Source organism: Fictibacillus sp. 7GRE50 (assembly GCF_015903875.1).
Taxonomy (GTDB): domain Bacteria; phylum Bacillota; class Bacilli; order Bacillales; family Fictibacillaceae; genus Fictibacillus; species Fictibacillus phosphorivorans.
On the sequence record NZ_JACZDW010000001.1, the window covers coordinates 1 to 24,567 of the forward strand.

General features: G+C 40.3%; 21 protein-coding genes, 1 other RNA gene, 1 pseudogene and 1 other annotated feature. Of the genes and pseudogenes, 4 read left to right on the plus strand and 19 right to left on the minus strand.

Going from position 1 to position 24,567, the window contains the following annotated elements; genetic code table 11:
- Positions 1-172 precede the first annotated feature (172 nt).
- The 4 genes from mnmA to IHV12_RS00020 are packed head-to-tail and all read right to left on the minus strand — an operon-like array spanning position 173 to position 3,557.
- A complete protein-coding gene (gene mnmA, locus IHV12_RS00005) occupies positions 173-1,300 on the minus strand; it encodes a tRNA 2-thiouridine(34) synthase MnmA (protein WP_197189504.1) in 1,128 nt (375 codons plus the stop codon).
- Positions 1,301-1,340: 40 nt separating this feature from the next.
- Positions 1,341-2,480 (minus strand): cysteine desulfurase family protein, encoded by a 1,140-nt coding sequence (locus IHV12_RS00010; protein WP_197189505.1) that lies wholly within the window; start codon positions 2,478-2,480, stop codon positions 1,341-1,343.
- 14 nt (positions 2,481-2,494) lie between these two features.
- The gene (gene cymR / locus IHV12_RS00015; protein WP_144698865.1) at positions 2,495-2,914 is read right to left on the minus strand and encodes a cysteine metabolism transcriptional regulator CymR; all 420 of its coding nucleotides are present in this window, start codon (positions 2,912-2,914) and stop codon (positions 2,495-2,497) included.
- The gene (locus tag IHV12_RS00020) at positions 2,847-3,557 is read right to left on the minus strand and encodes a YczE/YyaS/YitT family protein (RefSeq protein ID WP_370568754.1); all 711 of its coding nucleotides are present in this window, start codon (positions 3,555-3,557) and stop codon (positions 2,847-2,849) included. The genes cymR and IHV12_RS00020 overlap by 68 nt, the downstream gene beginning before the upstream one ends.
- Positions 3,558-3,712: 155 nt before the next feature.
- Here IHV12_RS00020 and IHV12_RS00025 point away from each other — a divergent pair, with 155 nt between their 5' ends.
- Positions 3,713-5,047, plus strand: a complete 1,335-nt coding sequence (locus tag IHV12_RS00025; protein ID WP_197131230.1) for an AAA family ATPase — start codon at positions 3,713-3,715, stop codon at positions 5,045-5,047.
- A gap of 124 nt (positions 5,048-5,171) precedes the next feature.
- Positions 5,172-6,020, plus strand: a complete 849-nt coding sequence (locus IHV12_RS00030) for an RsfA family transcriptional regulator (RefSeq protein WP_197189506.1) — start codon at positions 5,172-5,174, stop codon at positions 6,018-6,020.
- Between the two features lie 316 nt (positions 6,021-6,336).
- On the opposite strand, the gene IHV12_RS00035 is transcribed toward IHV12_RS00030, so the two are convergent.
- From IHV12_RS00035 to IHV12_RS00085, 12 genes and pseudogenes are all read right to left on the minus strand, one after another.
- A complete protein-coding gene (locus IHV12_RS00035) occupies positions 6,337-7,104 on the minus strand; it encodes a tRNA threonylcarbamoyladenosine dehydratase (RefSeq protein WP_197131234.1) in 768 nt (255 codons plus the stop codon).
- 117 nt (positions 7,105-7,221) lie between these two features.
- A non-coding RNA gene (ssrS, locus tag IHV12_RS00040) (6S RNA) lies at positions 7,222-7,402 on the minus strand.
- A 91-nt stretch (positions 7,403-7,493) separates the two neighbouring features.
- The gene (gene aspS, locus IHV12_RS00045) at positions 7,494-9,272 is read right to left on the minus strand and encodes an aspartate--tRNA ligase (RefSeq protein WP_197189507.1); all 1,779 of its coding nucleotides are present in this window, start codon (positions 9,270-9,272) and stop codon (positions 7,494-7,496) included.
- Positions 9,273-9,286: 14 nt separating this feature from the next.
- On the minus strand, positions 9,287-10,555 hold the full coding sequence (gene hisS, locus IHV12_RS00050; protein ID WP_197131238.1) for a histidine--tRNA ligase: 1,269 nt from the start codon (positions 10,553-10,555) through the stop codon (positions 9,287-9,289).
- Positions 10,556-10,587: 32 nt separating this feature from the next.
- Positions 10,588-10,713, minus strand: coding sequence for a hypothetical protein (locus IHV12_RS22825; protein WP_255520105.1), 126 nt, complete (start codon positions 10,711-10,713; stop codon positions 10,588-10,590).
- 146 nt (positions 10,714-10,859) lie between these two features.
- Positions 10,860-11,091 (minus strand) — a binding site (T-box leader).
- Between the two features lie 43 nt (positions 11,092-11,134).
- Positions 11,135-11,308, minus strand: coding sequence for a hypothetical protein (locus IHV12_RS00055; RefSeq protein WP_197189508.1), 174 nt, complete (start codon positions 11,306-11,308; stop codon positions 11,135-11,137).
- A gap of 66 nt (positions 11,309-11,374) precedes the next feature.
- Complete coding sequence (gene dtd / locus IHV12_RS00060; protein WP_197189509.1) at positions 11,375-11,818, minus strand: D-aminoacyl-tRNA deacylase; 444 nt, start codon at positions 11,816-11,818, stop codon at positions 11,375-11,377.
- Positions 11,819-11,840: 22 nt separating this feature from the next.
- A complete protein-coding gene (locus tag IHV12_RS00065; RefSeq protein ID WP_197131245.1) occupies positions 11,841-14,024 on the minus strand; it encodes a RelA/SpoT family protein in 2,184 nt (727 codons plus the stop codon).
- 360 nt (positions 14,025-14,384) lie between these two features.
- Positions 14,385-14,897 carry an adenine phosphoribosyltransferase gene (locus tag IHV12_RS00070; protein WP_197189510.1) on the minus strand — a complete coding sequence of 171 codons (513 nt, stop codon included), beginning with the start codon at positions 14,895-14,897 and terminating at the stop codon, positions 14,385-14,387.
- A gap of 20 nt (positions 14,898-14,917) precedes the next feature.
- Complete coding sequence (gene recJ / locus IHV12_RS00075) at positions 14,918-17,269, minus strand: single-stranded-DNA-specific exonuclease RecJ (protein ID WP_197189511.1); 2,352 nt, start codon at positions 17,267-17,269, stop codon at positions 14,918-14,920.
- Positions 17,270-17,340: 71 nt separating this feature from the next.
- Positions 17,341-19,558, minus strand: a pseudogene (secDF, locus tag IHV12_RS00080) (protein translocase subunit SecDF).
- A 344-nt stretch (positions 19,559-19,902) separates the two neighbouring features.
- Positions 19,903-20,163 carry a post-transcriptional regulator gene (locus tag IHV12_RS00085; protein ID WP_197189512.1) on the minus strand — a complete coding sequence of 87 codons (261 nt, stop codon included), beginning with the start codon at positions 20,161-20,163 and terminating at the stop codon, positions 19,903-19,905.
- A 99-nt stretch (positions 20,164-20,262) separates the two neighbouring features.
- On the opposite strand from IHV12_RS00085, the gene spoVB reads away from it, so the two are divergent.
- Positions 20,263-21,813 (plus strand): stage V sporulation protein B, encoded by a 1,551-nt coding sequence (spoVB, locus tag IHV12_RS00090; RefSeq protein ID WP_197189513.1) that lies wholly within the window; start codon positions 20,263-20,265, stop codon positions 21,811-21,813.
- A gap of 19 nt (positions 21,814-21,832) precedes the next feature.
- Here spoVB and IHV12_RS00095 read toward each other — a convergent pair whose 3' ends face one another.
- Positions 21,833-22,492 carry a DUF421 domain-containing protein gene (locus IHV12_RS00095; protein ID WP_197131257.1) on the minus strand — a complete coding sequence of 220 codons (660 nt, stop codon included), beginning with the start codon at positions 22,490-22,492 and terminating at the stop codon, positions 21,833-21,835.
- Between the two features lie 196 nt (positions 22,493-22,688).
- On the opposite strand from IHV12_RS00095, the gene IHV12_RS00100 reads away from it, so the two are divergent.
- Positions 22,689-23,078 (plus strand): TIGR04086 family membrane protein, encoded by a 390-nt coding sequence (locus IHV12_RS00100; RefSeq protein WP_231618360.1) that lies wholly within the window; start codon positions 22,689-22,691, stop codon positions 23,076-23,078.
- A gap of 24 nt (positions 23,079-23,102) precedes the next feature.
- Here the strand turns inward: IHV12_RS00100 and yajC are convergent, their stop codons facing one another.
- Together yajC and tgt are read right to left on the minus strand one after the other, a co-directional pair.
- Positions 23,103-23,372 carry a preprotein translocase subunit YajC gene (yajC, locus tag IHV12_RS00105; protein ID WP_197131260.1) on the minus strand — a complete coding sequence of 90 codons (270 nt, stop codon included), beginning with the start codon at positions 23,370-23,372 and terminating at the stop codon, positions 23,103-23,105.
- A 43-nt stretch (positions 23,373-23,415) separates the two neighbouring features.
- On the minus strand, positions 23,416-24,558 hold the full coding sequence (gene tgt / locus IHV12_RS00110) for a tRNA guanosine(34) transglycosylase Tgt (protein ID WP_197189514.1): 1,143 nt from the start codon (positions 24,556-24,558) through the stop codon (positions 23,416-23,418).
- Between the last annotated feature and the right edge of the window lie 9 nt (positions 24,559-24,567).

The following is a 24,567-nucleotide window of genomic DNA, read 5'->3' on the forward strand; positions in this document are numbered from 1 at the left end:
TCATAAATCTCTGGAATCGCTCATAAATCTCTGGAATCGCTCATAAATCTCTGGAATCGCTCATGCAGCGAGCATAGATATGCCGCTGCATGAGCACCTTATTTCAATAACGCAAAAAAACTGGCGATACTAGTTCGTTTCCTGTCCTAGTAAGCCAGTTTTTCCACATTTTTTATAGATAAGTGATCGCTTCGTCGTTTTTATAGACTGTATCGATCGTTGCTCCGCCTAGACAAACATCTCCGTCGTAAAACACGACAGCTTGTCCAGGTGTGATCGCACGTTGCGCTTCATCAAAGACTACATGCAGCGTTTCGTCTTCCATCACATGAACGGTTACACCCATGTCAGGCTGGCGGTACCTGAACTTCGCCGTACACTTAAAAGTAGCAGGCAGCGGCTTGTCAGAAACAAATCCTGCTTTTACAGCTTTTAAGCTGTCAGAGTAAAGTTTTTCATTATGAAAACCTTGTTCAACATACAATATATTGTCTTTTAAATTCTTACCGACAACGAACCAAGGATCTCCGCTACCACCGATCCCAAGGCCATGTCGCTGACCGATCGTATGGTACATGAGTCCATCGTGTTTGCCCTTCACTTCACCTTCGAACGTTTGCATATCACCAGGCTTTGCAGGCAGATACTGACTTAAGAATTCTTTGAAGTCTCTTTCGCCAATGAAGCAAATACCCGTAGAGTCCTTTTTCTTTGCGGTAGCAAGTCCAGCTGCCTCCGCAATTTTACGGATTTCAGGCTTCTTCAACTCACCAATCGGAAACAATACCTTACTTAATTGTTCCTGAGAAAGCTGGTTAAGAAAATAAGTTTGGTCCTTATTCTCATCAACGCCTCGAAGCATTTTTACTTCTCCATCTATTTCAGCCACACGTGCGTAATGGCCAGTTGCTACATAATCAGCACCTAAGTTCATGGCATGCTCAAGAAATGCTTTGAATTTGATCTCCTTGTTGCACATCACATCTGGATTAGGTGTTCGTCCAGCTTTATATTCTTCCAAAAAGTACGTGAATACTTTGTCCCAGTATTCTTTTTCAAAATTCACCGCGTAATATGGAATGCCGATCTGGTTGCAGACCGCAATCACATCGTTGTAATCTTCTGTTGCTGTGCATACGCCATTCTCATCGGTATCATCCCAGTTCTTCATAAAGATCCCGATGACATCATAGCCTTGCTCTTTCAGTAAAAGTGCGGCAACGGAAGAATCCACACCGCCGCTCATCCCAATAACTACTCGTGTATCTTGAGGTGCCTTTTTGTTTGATTCTGTTTGCATCGTGTCCACCTCATTTCATTCATATGACAAACATTGTAACTTATTTTGCTAAACGTTTCACGATTTTTGCTGTCTCAAGGGCAGCATATTCAATATCTTCCAATTTATTACCTAGACCGAAGCTAAAACGAACAGATGATTTTGTGCGTTCATCATCTCCAAACATCGCTTTTAGAACGTGTGAAGGTTCGTGTGAGCCAGCCGTACAAGCTGATCCGCTAGAAGCTGCAATGCCAGCAAGATCTAGATTGACTAAAAGCACTTCGGTCTTCACACCTGGAAAACTTACATTTAGAATGTGAGGCAGAAAATGATCAAGACTTCCGTTTTCTATGAAAGATATCTCTTCTTCTGTCCATATTCTTTTCATCGTATCTCTAAACGTCGTGTATTGACTAAAGCGTTCTTCTCTTTCTTTTTCAGCGATCGAAGCCGCTTTTCGTAAGGCAGCGATTCCTGCTACATTCTCCGTTCCAGCACGGCGCTTTCGCTCTTGTTCACCACCGAAGCCTTGAGGGAGAAAAGGAACTCCTTCTTTTACATATAAAAATCCAGATCCTTTTGGACTGTTAATCTTATGTCCAGAAGCACTTAACAGATCGATGTTCAGTTCATTTACATCGATCGATATTAAGCCATAGGCTTGCACTGCATCAGTATGAAACAAGATCTCTTTTTCCTTCAATAGGCTCCCGATTTCTTTAATGTCTTGTGTTGTCCCTGTTTCATTGTTACAAAACATGATCGAAACGAGGACCGTATCTTCTCTAAGGGATTTCCTAAGTTCTTCTAGAGAAATTCTTCCGTTATCATCAACAGACAAATATGTGACGTCAAAACCTCTTTTTTCAAGCTCCTGATAAGTATGAAGTACAGCATGATGCTCTACTTCTGTCGTAATAACATGCTTCCGTTTTTTCTCTAGAGCAGAGACTGTACCAAGAATAGCAAGGTTATCACTTTCTGTACCGCCGCTTGTGAAAATGATCTCATTACGTGAAGCACCTATAGAAGTTGCAATCATGGTTCTCGCATCATCAAGAGCTTTACGAGTCTGTCTTCCGTATTGATGGATGCTAGAAGGATTCCCAAAATGTTCGGTTAAAAACGGAATCATCTCTTCTATAACTTCAGGATGAACAGGAGAGGTTGCAGCGTGATCTAAATAAACGTTTTTCATTGCTCATTTCCTTCCTATATATAAAACATGTAAGCGTCCTGTGCGCCCTCATCTTCATAGTTTGCCAAATCTTCAAGTGTTGTAGAATCTAATACATCTTTTACAGCATCTCGGATTTTGATCCAAAGATTTCTTTTTGCGGGCTCTTCATCATCCAATACTTCAACGGGAGAGATTGGCCCTTCAAGTACACGAATGATGTCTCCAGCAGTAATCGTGGACGCTTCTTTTGCCAACATATACCCACCATATGCACCGCGGATACTCTTAACAAGTCCTGCATTTCTAAGCGGAGCAATAAGCTGCTCTAAATAATGTTCGGATAGACTATATTCTTTTGCGATTAACTTCAATGCGATCGGACCTTCACCTGATCTCTTTGCTAATGCCATCATGATGGTTAATCCGTACCGACCTTTTGTTGATATCTTCATATTGTTCACTCCGTTCTAAAACAAACTTCACTAATTTTTGGCAATAAGGAAGGGTCCTACCCACGATTGCTCCTATCGTTACACAAAAAAGGATCGTTCCAAACGAAACGGGTCCTTTTAACATCCAACCAAAAAACAGAACAACAAATTCCATTAAAAGTCGAATATTTGAAACTTTCATTCCTGATTTTTCTGTAAGAGCGAGCATCAGACTATCTCTTGGTCCTGCACCGCAGTCTGATGAAATATATAGCCCGATACCAAAACCTAAGATTAAGATTCCGATGATTAAGAACATCCATTTCCCAAATTCAGTTACAGGATCATGAAAAAAAGGAAGCCATAAATAAAAGTCAATAAACAAACCAACAGACACCATATTTAAAAAGGCACCTGATTGAGGTTTCTTTTTTGTTAATAAGGATGTAGCTAAGATGACGAAGAATCCCATAATGATCGACCATGTTCCGATCGATAGTCCGAACTGTGCAAACAGTCCGATATGAAGAACGTCCCACGGAGCACTTCCGAGGTCTGCCTTAATCATAAGGGCGATTCCAAAGGCCATAATAAATAATCCAATAAAAAATACAGACCACTGAAACAAAAACTTGTTCCATCTTGAATGCTTTTGGTCTTTCACTATGCAAAATCCTTCCCCTATTAAGTTGTCTCATTTCGTTTGATTCCATAAATCTAAAGCTTATTATAGCATGAAATCATTTCAACTTGCATGATGTACTATTGTATAGTATTGTCATATGACGATTAGAACAAGTGTACGGAAGGATGATTGTAATGGACTTGTTTTCTTATAAAGATGAAAGCTCCCATTCTTTAAAAAGACCTCTTGCTAACCGCATGCGCCCAAGAAAAATAACGGAATTTATCGGTCAGGAGCATATCGCTGGAGAAGGTAAGCTATTAAGACGAGCGATCGAAGCCGATCAGCTAACACCGATGATCTTTTTTGGACCTCCAGGAACGGGTAAAACGACTTTAGCAAAAATCATAGCGAATTCTACATCTGCATGGTTCGAACAACTCAATGCTGTTACATCTGGAGTGGCTGATCTTAAAGTCATCATGGGAGCTGCGAGAGAACGTCTATTATTAGAAGAAAAAAAGACGGTGCTCTTTATCGACGAGATCCACCGTTTTAACAAAAGTCAGCAAGACGCTCTCCTTCCATACGTGGAAGACGGATCGGTTATTTTGATTGGCGCAACAACAGAGAGCCCAATGTTTGAGATCAACCCCGCTCTCTTATCAAGGTCTCGGTTGTTTCGCTTTGAACCACTAACAGATGAACATATAGCGAAAGTGATCCGACAAGCTCTTTCTGATAAAGAGAGAGGATATGGCAAGCATCCAATCACCATGGAAAAAGATGCAGTCGATCATATCGTATCTATTTCAAACGGAGATGCAAGAACAGCACTCAATGCGGTGGAGCTTGCTGTGTTAACAACCAAACCAGATAAAGACGGCAACATTGTGATCACACTAGAAATTGCTGAAGAATCTATTCAACAAAGAGTCCTTCAATATGATAAAAAAGGAGACAACCATTATGATACCGTCTCCGCTTTCATTAAAAGCATACGCGGATCAGATCCTGACGCAGCTCTGTATTGGCTTGCGAAAATGATTTATGCAGGCGAGGATCCTCGCTTTATTGCTCGAAGACTGCTCGTTCATGCTGCAGAAGACGTCGGTCTAGCTGATCCAAACGCGTTATTGGTTGCCCATGCTGCTAGTTATGCTGCTGATTTTATTGGTATGCCTGAAGCTCGTATTCCACTTGCAGAAGCCACATTATACTTAGCTACTGCTCCTAAAAGTAATAAAGTGATAACAGGAATCGATAAGGCGCTTGATGCAGTGAAAAAAGAAAAAACAGGACTCGTTCCCATCCATCTTCGTGATGCTCATTATAAAGGAGCAAAACAGCTTCAACATGGCGCGGACTATAAATATCCACATAACTTCGAAGACGGATACGTACCTCAAGAATATCTACCGAAACATCTGCAAGGTAAGACTTTCTATGAGCCCACTGAACGTGGTTTTGAAAAGAATATAAAGAAACGTCTCGACTATTTTAATGATCGTAAGAAAAAAGGAAAGTAAATCTATGAGACTTTATAACTTAGCAAACTAGCAAAAGTTCTTCAGAAGTGTGTATAGGATTCTCTCTGATTGGTAAACATGAAAATATCAAATGAATATTTTTGTAGCTAAGGAGAGGATTACCGTGTCAAAAATCAGACAGGACGCCTGGTCAGAAGAAGACGATCTATTGCTTGCCGAAACAGTCTTACGCCATGTCCGTGAAGGAAGCACACAGTTGCATGCTTTTGAAGAGGTTGGAGATAAATTAGAGCGTACGAGTGCAGCAGTTGGTTTCAGATGGAATGCAATCGTAAGAAAAAAATACGAACAAGCATTAAAGATCGCAAAAAAACAAAGAAAAGAACGTCAGCGTGCACTAGCAAGGTCTCAGCAGCAACAACAACAGTCGAAACCTGCGGCTAAGCCAGTACAATCGAATAATGCTCCACAGATGCATGATGATGAAACCTATCATCCTGAAGAGTTCTTCAAAACACCTTTTACGTATGAAAGAAACACAACAGCACCAGCTCCAGTAGCTTTGACACCTGCAGTTTCAGAACAACAGAGTTTTGTTCAGCAACCAGAATCAGAGGCGACAGAAGTTACAAGCTTACAAGGGTCACAACAAAATTCATCACCGATTGCTTATCGTCAGCCACAAGCTAGTAATGAAAGTAGTCTTACACTTGATGAAGTCATAGATTTCTTAAGTGGGTTAAAGCGAAACGGTACTTCGAGTGGCAAGCTCGTTCAAGAAAACATGGAACTTCGTCTTCAGATGAACGAGTTGATGCAACAGAACAAAGTGATGAAAGATCAGCTTTCTGTTCTTGAGAAAGAGCACCAAACGGTTCAGGAAGATTATCAAGCATTGATTCAGATCATGGATCGCGCAAGGAAAATGGTATTGTTCCAAGACGAAGATACGAATCCGAACGTTACCTTCCGCATGGACAAGAACGGAAATCTAGAAAAACTAGCAAAATAATAATAGATGACTCATAGGGTTAAGCTTTAATCCCTGTGAGTCATTTTTTTGTGTGGATTTTTGTTTTAAAATCGGATAAATTATTTTATCTGCGGAATTATTTTGTTTATACCTGGATATATTTCAAATTACCCTGGAATTATTCGAGATTACCTCGTAATAATTCGTAGTGTTCATTTAAGAAGAACATTTTCTTCGCAACGTCCTACTGAAAAGCACAATTCCACTCACCCACATTTATAAGTAATAATAAATTTATGAATAGACGAAAAAAAGCCCTGACTTTAGATCAGTCAGGACTCTTCTTCAATAAAATTTATCGGACTCTTTCAATCTTTATATTGTTATCTTCAATAATTTTGTTGATCACGTAACCTGCCATATAAAGTCCTGAAACAGATGGAACAAATGCGTTTGAAGATGGAGGCATCTTCGCTTTTCGAATGCCAGGAGCGTTCTCTGGTACAATCTCTTTACGAATTTCTTCACGGATCTGGATTGGTTTTTCATCTGAGAATACGACCGGAATTCCTTTTGTGATTCCTTCTTTTCTTAGACGCTGGCGAATAACCTTAGCGATCGGGTCATAGCTCGTCTTAGAGATATCAACGATCTGAAGGCGCGTTGGATCTAGTTTGTTCGCAACTCCCATGCTCGAGATGATCGGAATTTTGCGGTTCAAACATTCTTTCATGAGGTGGATCTTATAGGAGATCGTATCAGAAGCATCAACTACAAAATCAAGTCCATATTCAAAGATTTGTTCATACGTTTCTTCCGTATAGAACATCTTAAGAGCAATTACTTCACACTCTGGATTAATAAGCGCGATTCTTTCTTTCATAAGATCCACTTTTGGCTGTCCAACGGTATTTACAAGTGCATGTATTTGACGATTCACGTTCGTGATATCGACATCATCTTTATCGATAAGGATCAAACGTCCAACTCCTGAGCGAGCTAGTGCTTCAGCTGAAAAGGAACCTACTCCCCCGATTCCAAGCACCGCAACAGTTGAGTTTTTTAAGACCTCTATTCCATCTTTTCCAATGGCAAGTTCATTTCTTGAGAACTGATAAAGCATATTTAGCGAAATCTCCTTTCAGACGTGCACATAAAATAAAGAAAATGCATCTTTATCAGCATATCCACTTTTGAAAACAAAATCAATATGCTTACTTGGTTTTTTTCGCACAAAAAAATGAGCCCCAAAAATGCCGTATACCCTTAGTTTTGAACCTGCTCTCGCAGGTGGGTGCCCTGTTTCGCATTTTGTCCGTCCCCTAGCTTTCAGGGCATGGACGCTGTGTGAAAACACAAACTCCCTAATACTTAATGTTGGCTCAAAACTTTCGGGTTGTTAACGGTCACCATAGGACCCATCGCTTAAATTCATACTATCATACGAGTAATTCAAATACAAGACAAAATGTGTCTCTTTTTAAGACGATTCGTATTTTTCTAAATATTCACTTACTTGGTTTCTTGTTTCACTTTAACTGACAGGTGTAGTTCATCAAGCTGTTTTTCATTTACAGCAGATGGTGCATTCGTAAGTAAACATGATGCAGAAGCTGTTTTAGGGAAAGCAATCGTGTCTCTTAAGTTACTTCTACCAGCTAATAACATCACTATACGATCAAGCCCTAGCGCTATTCCACCATGTGGAGGCGTTCCATATTCAAAAGCCTCTAAAAGGAATCCAAACTCCTCACGTGCTGCCTCCTCGGTGAATCCTAATGTTTTAAACATTTTTTCTTGAACGTCACGTTGGTAGATACGCTGAGACCCGCCACCTAGCTCATAACCGTTAAGAACTAAGTCGTACGCTTGCGCTCTTACTTCAGCAGGATTGGAATCCATTAAGTGAAGATCTTCTATCTTCGGCATCGTGAATGGATGGTGCAGCGCCACAAAACGATCTGCATCCTCATCGTATTCCACAAGAGGGAAATCAACGACCCATAAGAAATTGTGTTTTGATTGATCGATCAGATCTAAATCTTTTGCTAGCTTTTGTCTTAACGCACCTAGGCTGTCTGCTACAACGGACGGCTTATCTGCTACAAACAACAACAGATCTCCCTCTTCTGCTTGTAGTGCGTTCGTTAAGTTAGCTGCATCTTCTTCGTTAAAGAACTTTGAAATAGGTCCTTTTAACCCTTCTGCTTCGACTTTCATCCAAGCAAGGCCTTTCGCTCCATATCGAGCAGTGAATTCAGTCAAACCATCAATATCTTTTCTAGAATAATTTGCTGCCTTGCCTTTAACGTTGATCGCTTTAACTTGACCGCCGTTTTCAACCGCTGCTGCAAATACTTTAAATCCAGAATCCTTAACGATTTCTGATACGTTGATAAGCTCTAGGCCGAAACGCGTATCCGGTTTATCTGAACCATAACGATCCATTGCTTCTTTATAAGTCATTCTTGGGAATGGCTTTGGAATCTCTACACCTTTTACTTTTTTAACGAGCCCTGTCATCATCTCTTCCATCATAGCTAAAAGAGGTTCTTGACCCATGAAAGAAGTTTCGATATCGACTTGTGTAAATTCTGGCTGACGGTCTGCGCGCAGATCTTCGTCTCTGAAACAGCGTACGATCTGATAGTATTTTTCAAAACCTGAAACCATCAAAAGCTGTTTAAATAATTGTGGAGATTGCGGCAATGCATAGAATTCACCAGGGTGCACACGGCTTGGTACTAGATAGTCACGCGCTCCTTCAGGTGTGCTCTTCGTAAGCATCGGCGTTTCCATCTCCATAAATTCATCGTTCTCTAGGAAGTTACGGATATAACGAGTTACTTCATGTCTCATCTTCAACGTTTCCTGCATGATCGGACGGCGAAGATCTAGATAGCGATACTTCAATCGAATGTCTTCTGTAATGTCCATATCTTCGCTGATGGAGAAAGGTGGTGTTTTTGCACTGTTTAAAATCTTAACTTCTTCTCCAGAGATTTCAATCTTACCCGTATTCATAGCTGGGTTTACCGTGCTTGGATCACGCTCAAGCACTTTTCCTGTGATCGTTAAAACATATTCACTTCTTACTTTTTCAGCCGTTTCTAACGCTTCAGATGAAACTTCTGGTGAGAAGACGATCTGTACAACTCCAGAACGGTCACGCAGGTCGATAAAGATCAGTCCACCTAAGTCACGTCTTTTTTGTACCCAACCTGTTATTGTTACTTTTTCACCGATATATTGTTCTGTAATCTTTCCGCATTGATGTGTGCGATATTCCATGAGATGTGTCCTCCTTATTTGCCTTGCTTCAAAAATGTGCTCAACTTCTCGATCGCTACTTCTGATTGTTCTCCAGAATCCATATTCTTAACGTTGATGATTCCTTTTGAAAGTTCTTCTTCACCTAAAATAGCTACAAACTTTGCCTTTAATCGGTCAGCTGCTTTAAATTGTGCTTTCATCTTTTTATCTAAATAATCTTTGTCACTCTTTATCCCTGCTTGACGAAGCTGACTTAAGATCGCTACTGATTTTTGTTTCGCTTCATCACCAAGTGCAACAACGTAACAATCTAATTCTTCTTCTGTTTCAAGTGTGACACCTTCTGCTTCAAGAGCTAATAACAAGCGTTCTAAGCTCATCGCAAATCCTATGCTTGGCGTAGCTGGTCCTCCAAGGTCCTCAACAAGACCATTGTATCTGCCGCCCCCACTAAGTGTTGTGATGGCTCCAAACCCTTCAGCCTCACTCATGATCTCAAAAGCAGTATGGTTATAATAATCAAGTCCACGTACGAGCGTTGGATCGATCACATACTCGATGTTCATCGCATCTAAGCTCGTTTTCACTTCTTCAAAATACGTTTTTGATTCTTCGTTTAAGTGTTCAAGAATTGAAGGAGCGCTCTTCATGAGCTCATGATCTCGATCTTTTTTACAATCTAAAATTCTTAAAGGATTCTTCAATAAACGATTTTGGCAATCGGAACAGAATTCCTCGATTCTAGGTTCAAAGTGTGCGATCAAAGCTTCTTTATGAGATTTACGGCTCTCAGCATCACCTAACGTATTCAACACAAGACGGAGCTTATTCAAGCCGAGCTCTTTGTATACCGTCATCGCAAGTGAAATTACCTCTGCATCGATGGCAGGATCGGCGGAACCCATCGCCTCAATACCAAACTGTACAAATTGACGATATCGACCTGCTTGAGGTCTTTCGTATCGAAACATAGGTTGAATGTAAAAGAGTTTTACAGGCTGACCTGGTAATCCAAACAATTTATTTTCAACATAAGAGCGAGTTACAGGCGCTGTTCCTTCTGGTCGAAGAGTTAAGCTGCGGTCACCTCGATCATTGAACGTATACATCTCTTTTTGAACGATATCTGTTGAGTCTCCTACACCGCGTTGAAACAGATCAGTGTGCTCAAAGATCGGTGTTCGAATCTCTTTATAATTGAATCGAGCTGATACTTCTTTTGCTTTTTGTTCGATCAGCTGCCATTTTTCCACTTCTCCTGGGAGTATATCTTTCGTTCCCCTTGGAATGTTAATACTCATTTTCTTTCATCCTCCCGTTTTTTGGTTGTTCGTTAAAGATAAAAGGCTGTTCTCTTCTCAATGTTGCTCTTGTAAGTGTTGATTTCCATTACAGGTGCTCGCTTTCCGCGGGGCAGTCGGTGAGCCACATTCGTAAGTTTCACTTTTAAGTGTCTCACCTGCCCACCTGTCCCGCAGGAGTCTCGCACTTTTCACTACAATCAACGAAGTCAGCGAAGATTAAAATAGAAACAACCCTTTAGAAGATAGCCTTTTATAAAAAAACCAATAAAAAAATCCCGTCCCTTATGAAATCAGTCATTTCATAAGGGACGGGATTTTCCCGCGGTGCCACCCTGCTTCGAAGCTAAAGAAGCTTCCTCATTATGCAAGTAACGATTGCCCACGTGTAACTCTACTGAGGTCAAAACTTAACCGTTCGAATTAAAACCTATGAAGTGTCTTTCACTTTATCATCAGGGAGAAATACTTTCAGCCATGGTATCTCATCTCTAACCCTGTGGGGTAAAGCTACTTTTCTTCGTCATCAGTTTTCATTTTGGAATTGTAGATTATCATACTTTTAGATGGGGTGTGCTGTCAATAGTTTTCGCGTTTTATTTTTTTCTTTAACTGATTGACTTGATATAGATTCATTCCAAATTCTTCAGCGAGCTCCATATCGTTTGCTGATTTTTCGAGAGAAAGAAAATCATGAAAGCTCAGCTGCTTCCATTGAGGGATCCCTTCTATGCCTCTCCGGTTCTGCCTCATAAAAAAACCTCCACCTTTTTTTGATTTAGTCTTTCCATCAAGGCGGAGGTTTCATTCATGTTCAATTTATATTTTAGAGTCCAAGATTAAGGTTACTGGTCCATCATTCGTAAACGAAACATCCATCATCGCACCGAATACACCTGTCTCCACATGTACTCCTAAGCTTTTAAGCTTGTCGTTAAAATAGTCATACATAGTAATGGCGTGATCAGGTTTAGCGGCGTCCATGAAATTTGGACGTCTTCCCTTTTTTGTATCTCCATATAACGTGAACTGTGAAATAGAAAGAATGCTTCCTTCTGTATCTTTTAATGAAAGATTCATCTTTTCATTTTCATCTTCAAATATACGAAGGTTTACGATCTTTTCGGCTAAATAATCGGCATCTTTCTCTGTATCTTCATGTGTAACACCAACTAAGAGGACAAGCCCTTTGTCAATTCTGCCCTTAACATCAGAATCGACTAAGACCTTCGCCTCTTTAGCACGCTGTAATACTACTTTCATTGCAGAATCACTTCCTTAAATCCTATTGCATCAATCTTCTAACCGCATATATGTCAGGAATTCTTTTAATTCGTTCGACCACTTTTTGAAGATGACTTACGTTGTGGATCGAGATTGACATACTGATGGTTGCCATCTTGTTGCGATCTGACTTGCCGCTTACTGCTGTAATATTCGTTTTCGTTTCTGCAACTGCATGCAGAACCTCATTTAGAAGGCCACGACGATCAAATCCGTTGATCTCAATGTCCACATTATAATTTTTCGGTTGCTCTAGATTCCCTTCCCATTCAACAGGTAAGAGACGTACTTGGGCATCTTCATTGTGTACGTTGACACAATCCTCACGGTGAACAGATACACCACGACCTTTTGTGATATAACCCACAATGTCATCTCCTGGAACTGGATTACAGCATTTAGATAAACGAATCAGCATATTATCGATGCCTTTAACTACGATACCAGAATCTGTTCTTCGTTTTGGTTCAGGTTTTTCAGCAGAATCTCTTATCGCATCAAGCAGTTCTGAATTATCCGGGTCTTGCTCTTTTTTGCGTCGGACTTTATCCGTTAATCGAGTAGCGATCTGTGCTGCCGTAATACCGTTATACCCTACAGCAGCGTACATATCTTCTTCCCCAGCAAAATTATACTTTTGAGCGACATATTGAATGTTATCATTCGTAAAGATGTCTTTCAGATCGTACCCGCGATTCTTTATTTCTTTTTCAACAAGCTCTTTGCCTTTTGCGACATTCTCTTCTCTTCTCTCGCGCTTAAACCATTGACGGATCTTGTTTTTCGCATGAGAGCTCTGAGTGATCTTCAGCCAATCCTGACTCGGTCCGTAGGAATGTTTGCTCGTTAAGATCTCGATAATATCTCCCGTTTTCAAACGGTAATCTAACGTGACCATCTTGCCGTTTACTTTTGCACCAATGCATCTGTTACCAATCTCGGTATGAATGCGGTATGCAAAATCGATTGGAACCGATCCTGACGGAAGCTCATAAACATCTCCCTTTGGAGTGAACACGAACACCATATCAGAGAAAAGGTCGACCTTAAGTGATTCCATAAATTCTTCAGCATCCACAACATCGTTTTGCCATTCTAGAATTTCACGGAACCAAGTTAATTTATTTTCAAATGAGCTAACAGGCGCTTTCGTTGCTCCTTCTTTGTATGCCCAGTGTGCTGCAATCCCGTACTCAGCAACGCGATGCATATCAGACGTTCTGATCTGGACCTCGAGCGGATCGCCTTTTGGTCCGATTACCGTCGTATGAAGGGACTGGTACATATTTGCCTTTGGCATGGCGATATAATCTTTAAAACGGCCAGGCATCGGCTTATAGGCTGTATGAATAATACCAAGAGCCGCATAACAGTCTTTAATATTCTGAACGATGATTCGAACAGCTAAAAGGTCATAGATCTCATTGAACTGCTTTCCTTGTTTAGCCATTTTTCGATAGATGCTATAGATATGTTTCGGTCTTCCAGAGATATCTACCTGAATGTTAACTTCTTTAAGCTTACTCTTCATCTCATCCATCACTTGATGAACATACTCTTCCCGTTCAGCACGCTTTTGCTGCATCAAGTTAACGATTCTGTAGTATTGCTGTGGATTTAGGTATCTTAAAGAAACATCTTCAAGCTCCCACTTTATTGTCGAAATCCCAAGGCGATGGGCAAGCGGAGCGAAGATTTCAAGTGTCTCATTCGCTTTTTGTATCTGCTTTTCTTTTGGCATATGCTTTAATGTGCGCATATTGTGAAGACGGTCTGCCAGCTTGATCAAGATACAACGAATATCTTGTGCCATAGCGACGAACATCTTCCGGTGGTTCTCAGCCTGCTGTTCTTCTTTAGACTTGAATTTGATCTTCTTAAGCTTCGTTACACCATCAACAAGCATTGCCACTTCTTCATTGAACTGAGTGGAAATATCTTTGAGTGTTATCGGTGTATCTTCAACTACATCATGAAGAAACCCTGCTGCTACAGTTACAGGATCCATCTGGAGATTCACCAGAATTGCTGCTACTTCAACAGGATGATGAATATAGGGCTCTCCCGATTTACGGAACTGTCCCTCGTGTGCATTTCTTGCGTATTCATAAGCCTTCGTGATGAAGCTTAAGTCGTCTTTTGAAAGATAGCTCTCCGCTTTTTGCAATACTTCCTCAATCGTCATGGAATCACCTTACGTTGTCATTGTATATTGCTTCTATTATCGTTAAATTGAACCTTCATGTAAAGCAAAAAACGAAATTTGTCGAATGATTGAGCAGATTTTGTGACAGGATTGTAAAAAAAACAATTTTTTAGAGGGTAGTTGATTTCCGCTCCAGGTGCTTCGCTTTCCGCGGGGCAGGCGGTGAGCCCCTTGCCGCTTTGCGCCTTTAAGGGTCTCACCTGACCGCTTGTCCTAGCCGAGAGTCTTGCACCTTCCGCTCCAATCAAAATTTACAATGAAGAAAAGAATTTATAGCAATCCTTCTTTTAGAAAAATCACTAAAAAGAGAGCCCCTTCAAAAGGAACTCTCTCATCGTTTTAGTATTGAGTTAAAGTGAAGATATCATAATCTGAAAGTTTTTTACGGCCATCTAGGTAAGTAAGTTCGATCATGAATGCGATTCCTACAACTACTCCGCCAAGCTCTTCTACAAGCTTGATCGTTGCTTCGATCGTTCCACCTGTTGCGAGTAGGTCGTCTGTGATCAAGACTCTTTGTCCTGGTTTGATCGCGTCTTTATGCATCGTTAAAACATCTTTACCATACTCAAGACCGTAATCAACTTTAATTACTTCACGAGGAAGTTTACCTTCTTTACGAACAGGGACGAATCCTAATCCTAACGTGTAAGCGACCGGGCAACCTACGATAAACCCACGTGCTTCAGGTCCGACGATCACGTCTACCTGTTTTTCTTTTGCGTATACAGCAATATCATCCATTGCTTGTTTATATACTGCACCATCAGACATAAGTGAAGTAATATCTTTAAAACGAATGCCTTCGATTGGGAAATTCTCTACTACTGAAATAAACGGCTTATAATCCATGAATCTTTGCCTCCTGAAAATTACAAACTGGCTTTTGGCCGTGTTTGTTCTGTAAACCAGCTTTTTAAAGAATGATAAGAAGAGTAAACGAGCTGATTTTCAATGTCTGCTTGTTCAAACTTTTTCTGATACGTTTCAGAACTTTCTAATTCTCTTTTGCTAGGTTCTTTGTTAATGAAAATAACACCATCGTCTATTGTAACAAAATCCAGCTCAAAAAACACCTTTGACATGAAATCTATTGTTTCTTTCGACCAGCCTTTCCATTTGGCTAGTTCTGCACCATCCCTTTTGACATTAAAGGTTTTTCTTTTAGCAAGAAACCCATAAAACCATTTGAAGTGTTCTCTGGTCGGTAAAGTCGTGAAAAAGTGTTCTGTACTCTGATGGAACACTGCGTAGATTCTTGAAGGTTCACCGATAGTCTCCAGCCATTCTGAAAAGCGGGTTAGAGAAGGAGGAACATCTAAGAAAACTAAATTCTTTTCTTTAAAATAATCCTCCGGTAGAGTCAATAACTCGTCTTCACCAATCACTTGGTCAGATAGCGCTTCAAAATCTTTATGCATTACTGTTTCTTCTTCAAACGCGATAAAACATGTTTTCGAGTAAGGCAGTCCGATCAACCGTTTTGCAGCATCTTTCAGACCTCGATAATCAAACAGCTGAAAATGATTTACAGAAAGATCTTCAAGAAGAAGCTGAGGTTTTCTATAGCCGTTCCATTCGTTCAGTTGGATCTGACCCACGATTGAAATCAATGAATATGGCGTCATCTCTTCTAACAAGCTACCTTTTTGAAAACCGATGCAATCTAAAACCGAAAGCTCACCATTGCCCACTTGCAGTTTGAGATGGTTTGATTGACTCCCAATCTTTTTCATCTCACGGATCGGAACTTCTTCAACCATTACGCGAGGCGATGGATTTCCAACACCGAAAGGAGCTAATGTACTTAGAAGCTCAACCGTTTCTAGTGAGATCTCATTTAATCTAGCTGTAAGATCAACCGTTGTAACCGGCAGATAATCTTCTGGTCTTAAACAATCCTTAGCTTGCCGGTTTAGCCTACTTCGTAATTCATCGACATCATGCATAGAAAGGGTCATTCCTGCTGCCATTGGATGTCCACCGAAATGAGGTAGAATGTCTCTAGATCCTGAAAGATTCTCAAACATATCAAACCCTTTGATGCTACGCGCTGATCCTTTTGCTGTTTCCTTTTCAGGGTCTAAACATAGAACGATCGTAGGACGATAAAATTTTTCAACCAATCGTGAAGCAACAATCCCAATAACCCCAGGATTCCAGCCCTCTTTGGCAAGGACTAGCACTTCATTCTCATCAGGAGGATAACTTTCTTCGACCATTGCAATCGCTTCTTTTGTAATCTCGTTTACGATTCCTTGACGTTCCTTGTTTACGGAATCGATCTCTTGTGACAACATGGCTGATTCGTCTCGATCAGTTGAAGTAAACAACTCCACCACCGGCATCGCTGAACCAAGTCTTCCTGCTGCATTCACTCGCGGTCCGATCGCGAATCCTACATCTTCAGCTGTAAGTTCTTTTTCATAAAGACCCGCTACTTTTAGCAGTTCTTGCAATCCGATCTTATCCGTTTTCGAGAGTGCTTCTATCCCAAGTTTTGCGATTACCCTATTTTCATCAACAAGCGGAACAAGGTCCGCTATTGTTCCAATGCATGCATAATCAAGCAAATGTAGCGGTGGCTTACCATGAAGAGCATGTGCTACTTTAAATGCTACACCTACACCTGCGAGTCCAGAGAATGGATAAGTGCAACCTGGTTTCTTAGGATTGATAATGCTATAAGCATCCGGCAATACAGGAGGTGCTTCATGGTGGTCCGTGATGATAAAGTCTAACCCGATCTCTTTTGCGATATTCGCTTCGTGTACAGCTGAGATTCCCGTATCAACGGTTACAACGAGAGAATAACCATCCTCTTTCGCTTTTCTTAATGCAGGCTCATTCGGACCATAGCCTTCTGTAAAACGGTTAGGAATATAATAGTCAAACTGTGCACCGAGTTCTTTCAGTGCATAGTACATTACCGTCGTACTACTTACACCATCAGCATCATAATCGCCAAAAATTAAAATCTTTTCATTCGATTCTATAGCTCTATGTATCCGCTCAACGCTCTCTGTCATCCCATCCATCAAGAAAGGATCATGAAATTGATCAGTATCTATTTTTAAAAATGCTTCTGCTTTTTCTATCGTTTCAATTCCTCTGACAACCAATAGATTCGCGATCAGAAGAGGGATATCTAATTCTTGTGACAACCATTTTGCCTTGTCTTCGGATGGTTCTTGAATCTCCCACCTAGTTCTAGGCTCCAACATAAAAATCACCTCTTAACCTATTCATTATACAAAACAGGATAAGAGGTGACAATTTATGAATGATATTTACTTTAAATTTCTGGCTCTGCTTCAACTGGTCGTGTCTTTTTTGATTTCATCTGTCTTGATTTCATAACGTACCACAACTGAGAAGCGATAAAGATGGAAGAATATGCACCGAAAGTAAGACCGATCAACAAGGCGATCGAGAAGTTTCTTATTGAATCAGCTCCAAAGATCAATAGCGCTACTGCTGCGATAATAACCGTTAGAACGGTATTGATCGAACGACCCAACGTTTCAAAAATACTTCTGTTTACGATTTCTGCCAGTTTTTCTTGTGTTCTTACTTTTTCAAGTCTCATGTTCTCTCGAATCCGGTCAAACGTAACGATCGTGTCGTTAATCGAATAACCAACAATCGTTAGAACTGCTGCAATGAATGGAAGGTCTACTTCTATCCTTAAGATACTGAATATTGCAATGATCATAAAAGCATCATGTAATAAAGCTACTACGGATGCAACAGCCATGCTCCATTCAAAACGGAACGCTACATAGATGATGATACCGACTGAAGCGATCAGCACGGCATAAAAAGCGTTCTGTGCTAATTCACGGCCAACCGTTGGCGTAACAGTACTTATACTTGGTGGTTCACCGTATTTTTCTTCAAAGTGAGTGTTGATCTTCAATACTTCCTCTTTTGACAAAGCACCTTTAAAGGAAACATTTGCTTGATCATTATCAGCGCCTGCAAGAACTACTGTAGCATCTTCAAAACCTAGTTCTTCAAACTCTGCTTGAACTTGTTCATTGGTTAAAGTCTCGTTCGCTTGTATATTAACACGTGATCCACGATCAAATTCAATACCAAGCTTCAATCCAGCTGTAAGCAAGGATACAATTCCTATAACCGTAAGGAGAGTCGAGATGATGAAGTAAAGGTTTCTGTTTTTTACAAAGTCGTATTTAAAGCTCACGGATGTCACTCTCCTTTACACCAAACAAACCTGGCTTCTTATCCATTACACGTGACTGTACCCATAAGCCTAGGAAAAGCCTTGAGCCGAACACGGCTGTGATGAAACTTGCCAGTACTGAAATAATTAGAACTAACGCGAATCCTTTTACTGAGCTTGTTCCATATGCGAACAAAACAGCGGCTGCAAGGATAGTCGTAATATTTGCATCAAAAATCGTAGTAAATGAACGACGATTTCCGGCTTTAAACGCACTTAATACAGATTTCCCGCTTCTTAGTTCCTCTTTGATTCGTTCATACGTAATGATGTTAGCGTCAACCGCCATACCCACTCCAAGAATAAGAGCTGCGATACCTGGCAGCGTTAATACCCCGTTCATCAGATAGAAAATAGCTAAGATCAACCAAATATAAATGGATAGTGTGATGACAGCAATTATTCCTGGCACACGATAGAAAATCAGCATGAATAAAAAGATTACGGCAATTCCAATAAAGCCAGCAAATACCGTTTCATTCAATGCTTTCTCTCCGAACTTCGCTCCAACTGATGTAGAATACACTTCGTCAAGTTTAACTGGCAAAGCTCCAGCATTTAAAATTTTAGCTAAGCTCTGTGCTTCTTCAACAGAGAATTGACCTGTGATGGTTACATCTTTTTGAGTAAGTTTTTCTCTTACATAAGGTGCAGAAATATACTTTGGCTGTTTTCCAGCAAGTTCTTTCTTCTGTTCTTCTTTAAATGAGTCACCTTTTTCATAATCTAACCAAATAACCATGATGTTTTCACCTTGCGGCTGACGCTGAAGAACTTCTTCTGTAATTTTTGCAAACTTATTAGCGTCTTTTAATTTCAATGAAACGATCGGCTTATTGTTTTGAGATTCGAACGTTTGCTTCGCACCATTTCCTTCTAGATCTGATCCATCTAAAAGCACCTTATCGTCCACATCTCGGAATGTTAACTCCGCTTGTGTAGATAATAGTTCTCGTGCTTTGTTCTGATCGGTTACACCAGCAAGCTGAACACGAATTCTGTTGTCTCCTTCAATTTGAATATCCGGCTCAGAGACACCTAATACGTTGATACGGCTGTTTAATGCTTCAACCGTACTCTTCAATGTTTCCTGTGTAATTTTTTGACCTTTTTTCACAGGTTTTACATCGTAAAGTACTTCAAATCCACCTTGGAGATCTAGTCCAAGCTTTGTACCTTTTACAATCTTTTCTGTTGTAAGCCCAATGAGTGCTGCGAACATGATAAGCACAACAAAAAAGATGACGATCTTACTCCTTTTTACCACTTCAAGAAACCTCCTTCATGCTGTATCAAAAGACAACACTATGTATAAGTACGAATACTAACCCTTCCCATTATAGCGATTGTTGTTTTTTTCTGTCAATTTGTCCTGTGAATGTTCATAAATAAAACATAATAAACTTAAGTTGTTTTTCGTATCCATTGTTCTCCTGCAAGAAGTTGATTTCAGCTCCACGTCATTTTCCATGGAGCGTGCGGTGAGCCTCCGCGAGTACAGGAATTTACAACTTCAAAGCTGCTATTTTAAACAACGATCTTTCAGAAAAACTCCCAAGATACAACAAGCCTAGGATCATCAAAAAGAACAAGGCTGCCCAAAAGTAAGTTCTACTCTTGGGTCAGCCCCTCTTCTTTATATGAGCGTATCGTTAGCCACGTCATAAAATCATTTAGTGAAAGAGCTAAAATTGTGTCAACCAACGCGTAGAGACGAGGCTCAACTTTCTTTTTCTTTAGTTTTGATTGCACACATTCCCATATTTCCTCTTCTGTTACACTTTCATACCCCAAGTAATGAAATTCTTCTTTTTTACTCTGTACCGCTGGCTTCACTTCTCTTTTCCATTCCGAAAAATGTGTATTCTCCATCTATATCTCTCTCCTTTCGAGATGAAACAAGCTGTCATGACTGTTCAATGTACTTGCATATAGTGATATATAAGATTGTCCAAGAAAGGACAGGTAAAGATGACAAAACAAACACTCGTGCAAGGAACGATCCTGCTCATATTAGCAGGACTTGTAACCAAAATACTCGGTTTCGTTAATCGTATCGTCATGGCTCGTGTCATGGGTCACGAAGGTGTTGGCCTTTATATGATGGCAGTCCCTACCTTCTTATTAGCTGTAACTTTAACAAGACTTGGTCTGCCGATCGCCATATCAAAACTTGTTGCAGAAGCAGACGCAACTGGAGATCGTTCTAAAGTAAGAAAAATCTTGATCGTATCTTTAGCCATCACTGGAATTTTGAGCATTGTGATCACAATCGCTTTGTTTATCGCAGCTCCGTTATTAGCTGAATACTTCTTTACAGATAATCGTACGATTTGGCCGTTGCTCGCCATCGCACCCGTAGTTCCTGTCATAGCAGTCTCCTCGGTCTTGAGAGGGTATTTTCAAGGTCTGCAGAACATGAGACCGTCTGCTTATTCACAGGTCATCGAACAAGTGGTCAGAATTGCTCTCGTCGCATTATTGACAGGTTTGTTCCTGCCATATGGTGTAGAATACGCGGCAGCTGGCGCGATGATCTCTGTTATTATCGGTGAGCTAGCTTCACTTCTTTATATGTTTTCCATGTTTAAAGTGAAAAAGAAGATGCGCATCCGAAAAGGTTTTTTCAAGCAGTTGAAGCAAGGTCATGAAACGATGAAAGATCTCCTGAACATTGCACTACCAACTACTGGAAGTCAATTGATCGGTTCTGTTTCCTACTTTTTTGAACCCATTGTTGTGGCAAATAGTTTAGCGATTGCTGGTATCACTACAGCTGTTGCCACCGCACAATACGGAGAACTCGCAGGCTATGTTATCCCACTATTGTTTCTGCCAACGTTCATTACGTATTCGCTTTCTATATCTTTAGTACCTGCCATCAGTGAAGCTAACGCACAAAAAAAATACCATTTGATTGAGCATCGCTTGAATCAAGCACTCAGACTCTCGATGCTATCAGGTGGTATTGCGGCTGTAATTATGTATGTATATGCGGTCCCGATCATGGACTTGATGTATGATTCACCTGCATCCGCATCATATGTAAAAATCATGACACCTTTTTTCTTTTTCCTTTATTTCCAAGGTCCATTACAAGCTGTGCTTCAAGCGTTAAATCTTGCACGCTCAGCCATGATCAACAGCCTTATTGGTGCTCTTGTAAAATTAACAGCCATATTCGCTCTAGCTACACGACCTGAGTTCGGAATCATGGGAGCAGCACTCGGAATCGTAATTAGTATAGTAGTGGTTACCTTGCTGCATTTCGCTACAGTGATCAAAGCCATCAGTTATACGATCGTAGTAAAAGATTTTGTCTTATGCTTGCTTTCCATTTTCATTACAGGAGGAGGGGCTGTTTATCTGTATAGGTACATGATGCCTCAATTTTCTCCATTACAAGGTCTGACCATATGTGTATCTGCAACATGCGGAATCTATTTGTTTGTTCTCATATTCTTTAAGCTCCTAGGTAAGGAAGACCTTAAACACATACCTATCATAAAAAGATGGATGTAAAACAGCCTGATCGGCTGTTTTATTTTTTGCTATTTAATTCGTCGACATACAGTGTTCCATCCTCATTAAGTGTACAGAACGAAATATTTTTTATTTCTTTAAACCCTACTTTTTTTAACTCTTGCCTTAACCAAAACGTTGTCTTGTCCAACTTTTCAAGATTATCTTCTAAAATTTTCCCGTCCAAAATAAGAGGCAGAACCATTTGAATCGGTATATTTTCAGAATCAGCCTCTTTTTTAATAATTGAGAGCTTGCCTGTTGTTTCTAAAATTCCAAATTCAACTTCATTCAAGCTTCTAATATTTTTCTCGCGCAATTGTGTTAAAAGGTCATCAAAGTTATATCTCTGTTTTTTCATCTCATGTTCATCCACTTGTCCTTCTTTAATGATTAAAGAAGGTTTACCGTCTACGATTTCTCTCATCCTCCTGCTCTTCAGTGAAACGAGTGCTAATATGAGCTGGATGCTAAGCAATACAAAAATGGATACGAGGGAATTCAGCATGGGAATCGTAGGGTCTTCGATTGAGATAACAGCTAACTCTGCGATCATGATTGAAACAACAAAGTCAATGATCGATAATTGTCCCATCTCGCGCTTACCCATCAGTCTGAAGATCACCATGATTAAAAAATAGATAAAAAGCGTTCTGAAAATAATCGTATACAGTTCCACGATTCCCCTCCTTCCATAATACGTTCTCTGATCATTCCATTTGTTAGTGTGGCACAGATATGAAAAAACATGTTACGCAGGTTTTGCCAAATATAAACCAATGGAAACGAAAGGGAAAATGCTTGCTTGTACTTCTATTTTTTTCGGTGTCTGAATAAAGTATATAGAAAGCTTCTAGGGATAAGGAGGATCAAGGATGGGGATTAAACATATGGCTTCTTCTATGGGACGGGGTTTGATTGCAGTTCTACTAATGATCATGCTCTGCAGTTTAGTACTCTCACTATTGTTGCGGTTTACAGGATTGACTGAAGCGTCGTTGAAATGGGTAACAGTGGGTCTTTCTTTTTTATCATTGTTTATAGGTGGAATGATATCTGGAAAGAAAGGACAGAGTAAAGGTTGGTTGTTAGGTGGCGGTACAAGTCTTTTGTTTTCTTTTATTGTTTTTCTTGTTCAATACTTAGGCTACCAAAGTACGTTCAACTCATCTCAGTATATGTATCATGCTCTTTTTCTTTTATTAGCGATCATCGGTGGAATTATGGGAGTGAACTTAAGCAGTCATAAACAAACATATAAATAAGACCCGTATGAACGGGTCTTTTTGTTATAGTGCTGCTTCTTCTTTTACTTCACGGATCGCATTACGATCGAAAGTTAACTTTGCTCCATCGTTCGAACGGATAACAGCGATGTCATCATCGATGCTATCAAGTGTTCCGTGTAATCCACCGATCGTTACAACTTTGTCGCCTTTTTTAAGGTTAGACTGCATCTCACGAACCGCTTTTTGTCTTTTTTGTTGCGGTCTGATCAATAGAAAATAAAAAATCGCAAACATCAAGATAATCGGTAATATTCCTCCAAGGTTTCCCATACTAATTCACCCCTTTCTATAAGTTAAAAATGGATTGTACATTTTAGAAATTACGCGCGTTCGGTTTATTGAATCCATACATTTCAAAGAATTCATTTCTAAAGTCAAGAAGTCTGTCTTCCATGATCGCTTGTCTTACTTGCTTCATTAAGTTTACCAAAAAATAAAGGTTATGGTAACTTGTTAATCGGAAACCAAATGTTTCGTTCGCTTTTACAAGGTGACGAATATAAGCTCTAGAGTATGTTCGGCATACGTGACAGTCACATTTTTCGTCGATCGGACGGAAATCGCGTGCATACTTCGCATTACGAACCACTAGCCTTCCTTCACTCGTCATACATGTTCCATTTCTAGCGATACGAGTCGGCAATACACAGTCAAACATGTCGATCCCGCGAATCGCCCCATCGATTAGCGAATCAGGAGAGCCTACGCCCATCAGATAACGTGGTTTGTTTTCTGGAAGATGTGGAGTTGTGAAATCTAAGACACGGTTCATCACATCTTTTGGTTCACCTACTGATAGGCCTCCAACTGCATAACCCGGGAAATCGAGCGATACAAGATCTTGCGCACTCTGTTTTCGAAGCTCTTCGTATTCTCCACCTTGCACGATACCAAAAAGGGCTTGATCTTCAGGTCTAGCATGTCCTTTTAAGCATCGTTCAGCCCAACGGCTTGTACGTTCTACAGACGCTTTCATGTAATCAAATTCTGCAGGATATGGCGGACACTCATCGAACGCCATCATAATATCAGAACCTAGAGCGTTTTGAATCTCCATTGCTCCTTCAGGGCTTAAGAAAAGCTTTTCACCGCTAAGGTGGTTTCTGAAGTGAACACCCTCTTCTTTAATCTCTCTCAGATCACTTAAAGAAAAGACTTGAAAGCCTCCTGAATCTGTAAGTATCGGACGATCCCAATTCATAAATTTATGAAGTCCACCAGCTTCTTTTACGATATCATGTCCAGGTCGCAACCATAGGTGATACGTATTGCTCAGAATGATCTCTGCTCCAAGTTCTTTTAGTTCTTCTGGACTCATTGTTTTTACTGTTGCTAATGTTCCTACCGGCATGAAGATAGGTGTTTCAAATGTTCCGTGCGGAGTATGAACTTTCCCTAATCTTGCACCTGATTGTTTACACGTTTTTATTAATTCATACGTTACTGCTGGTTTCATCTTAAAATA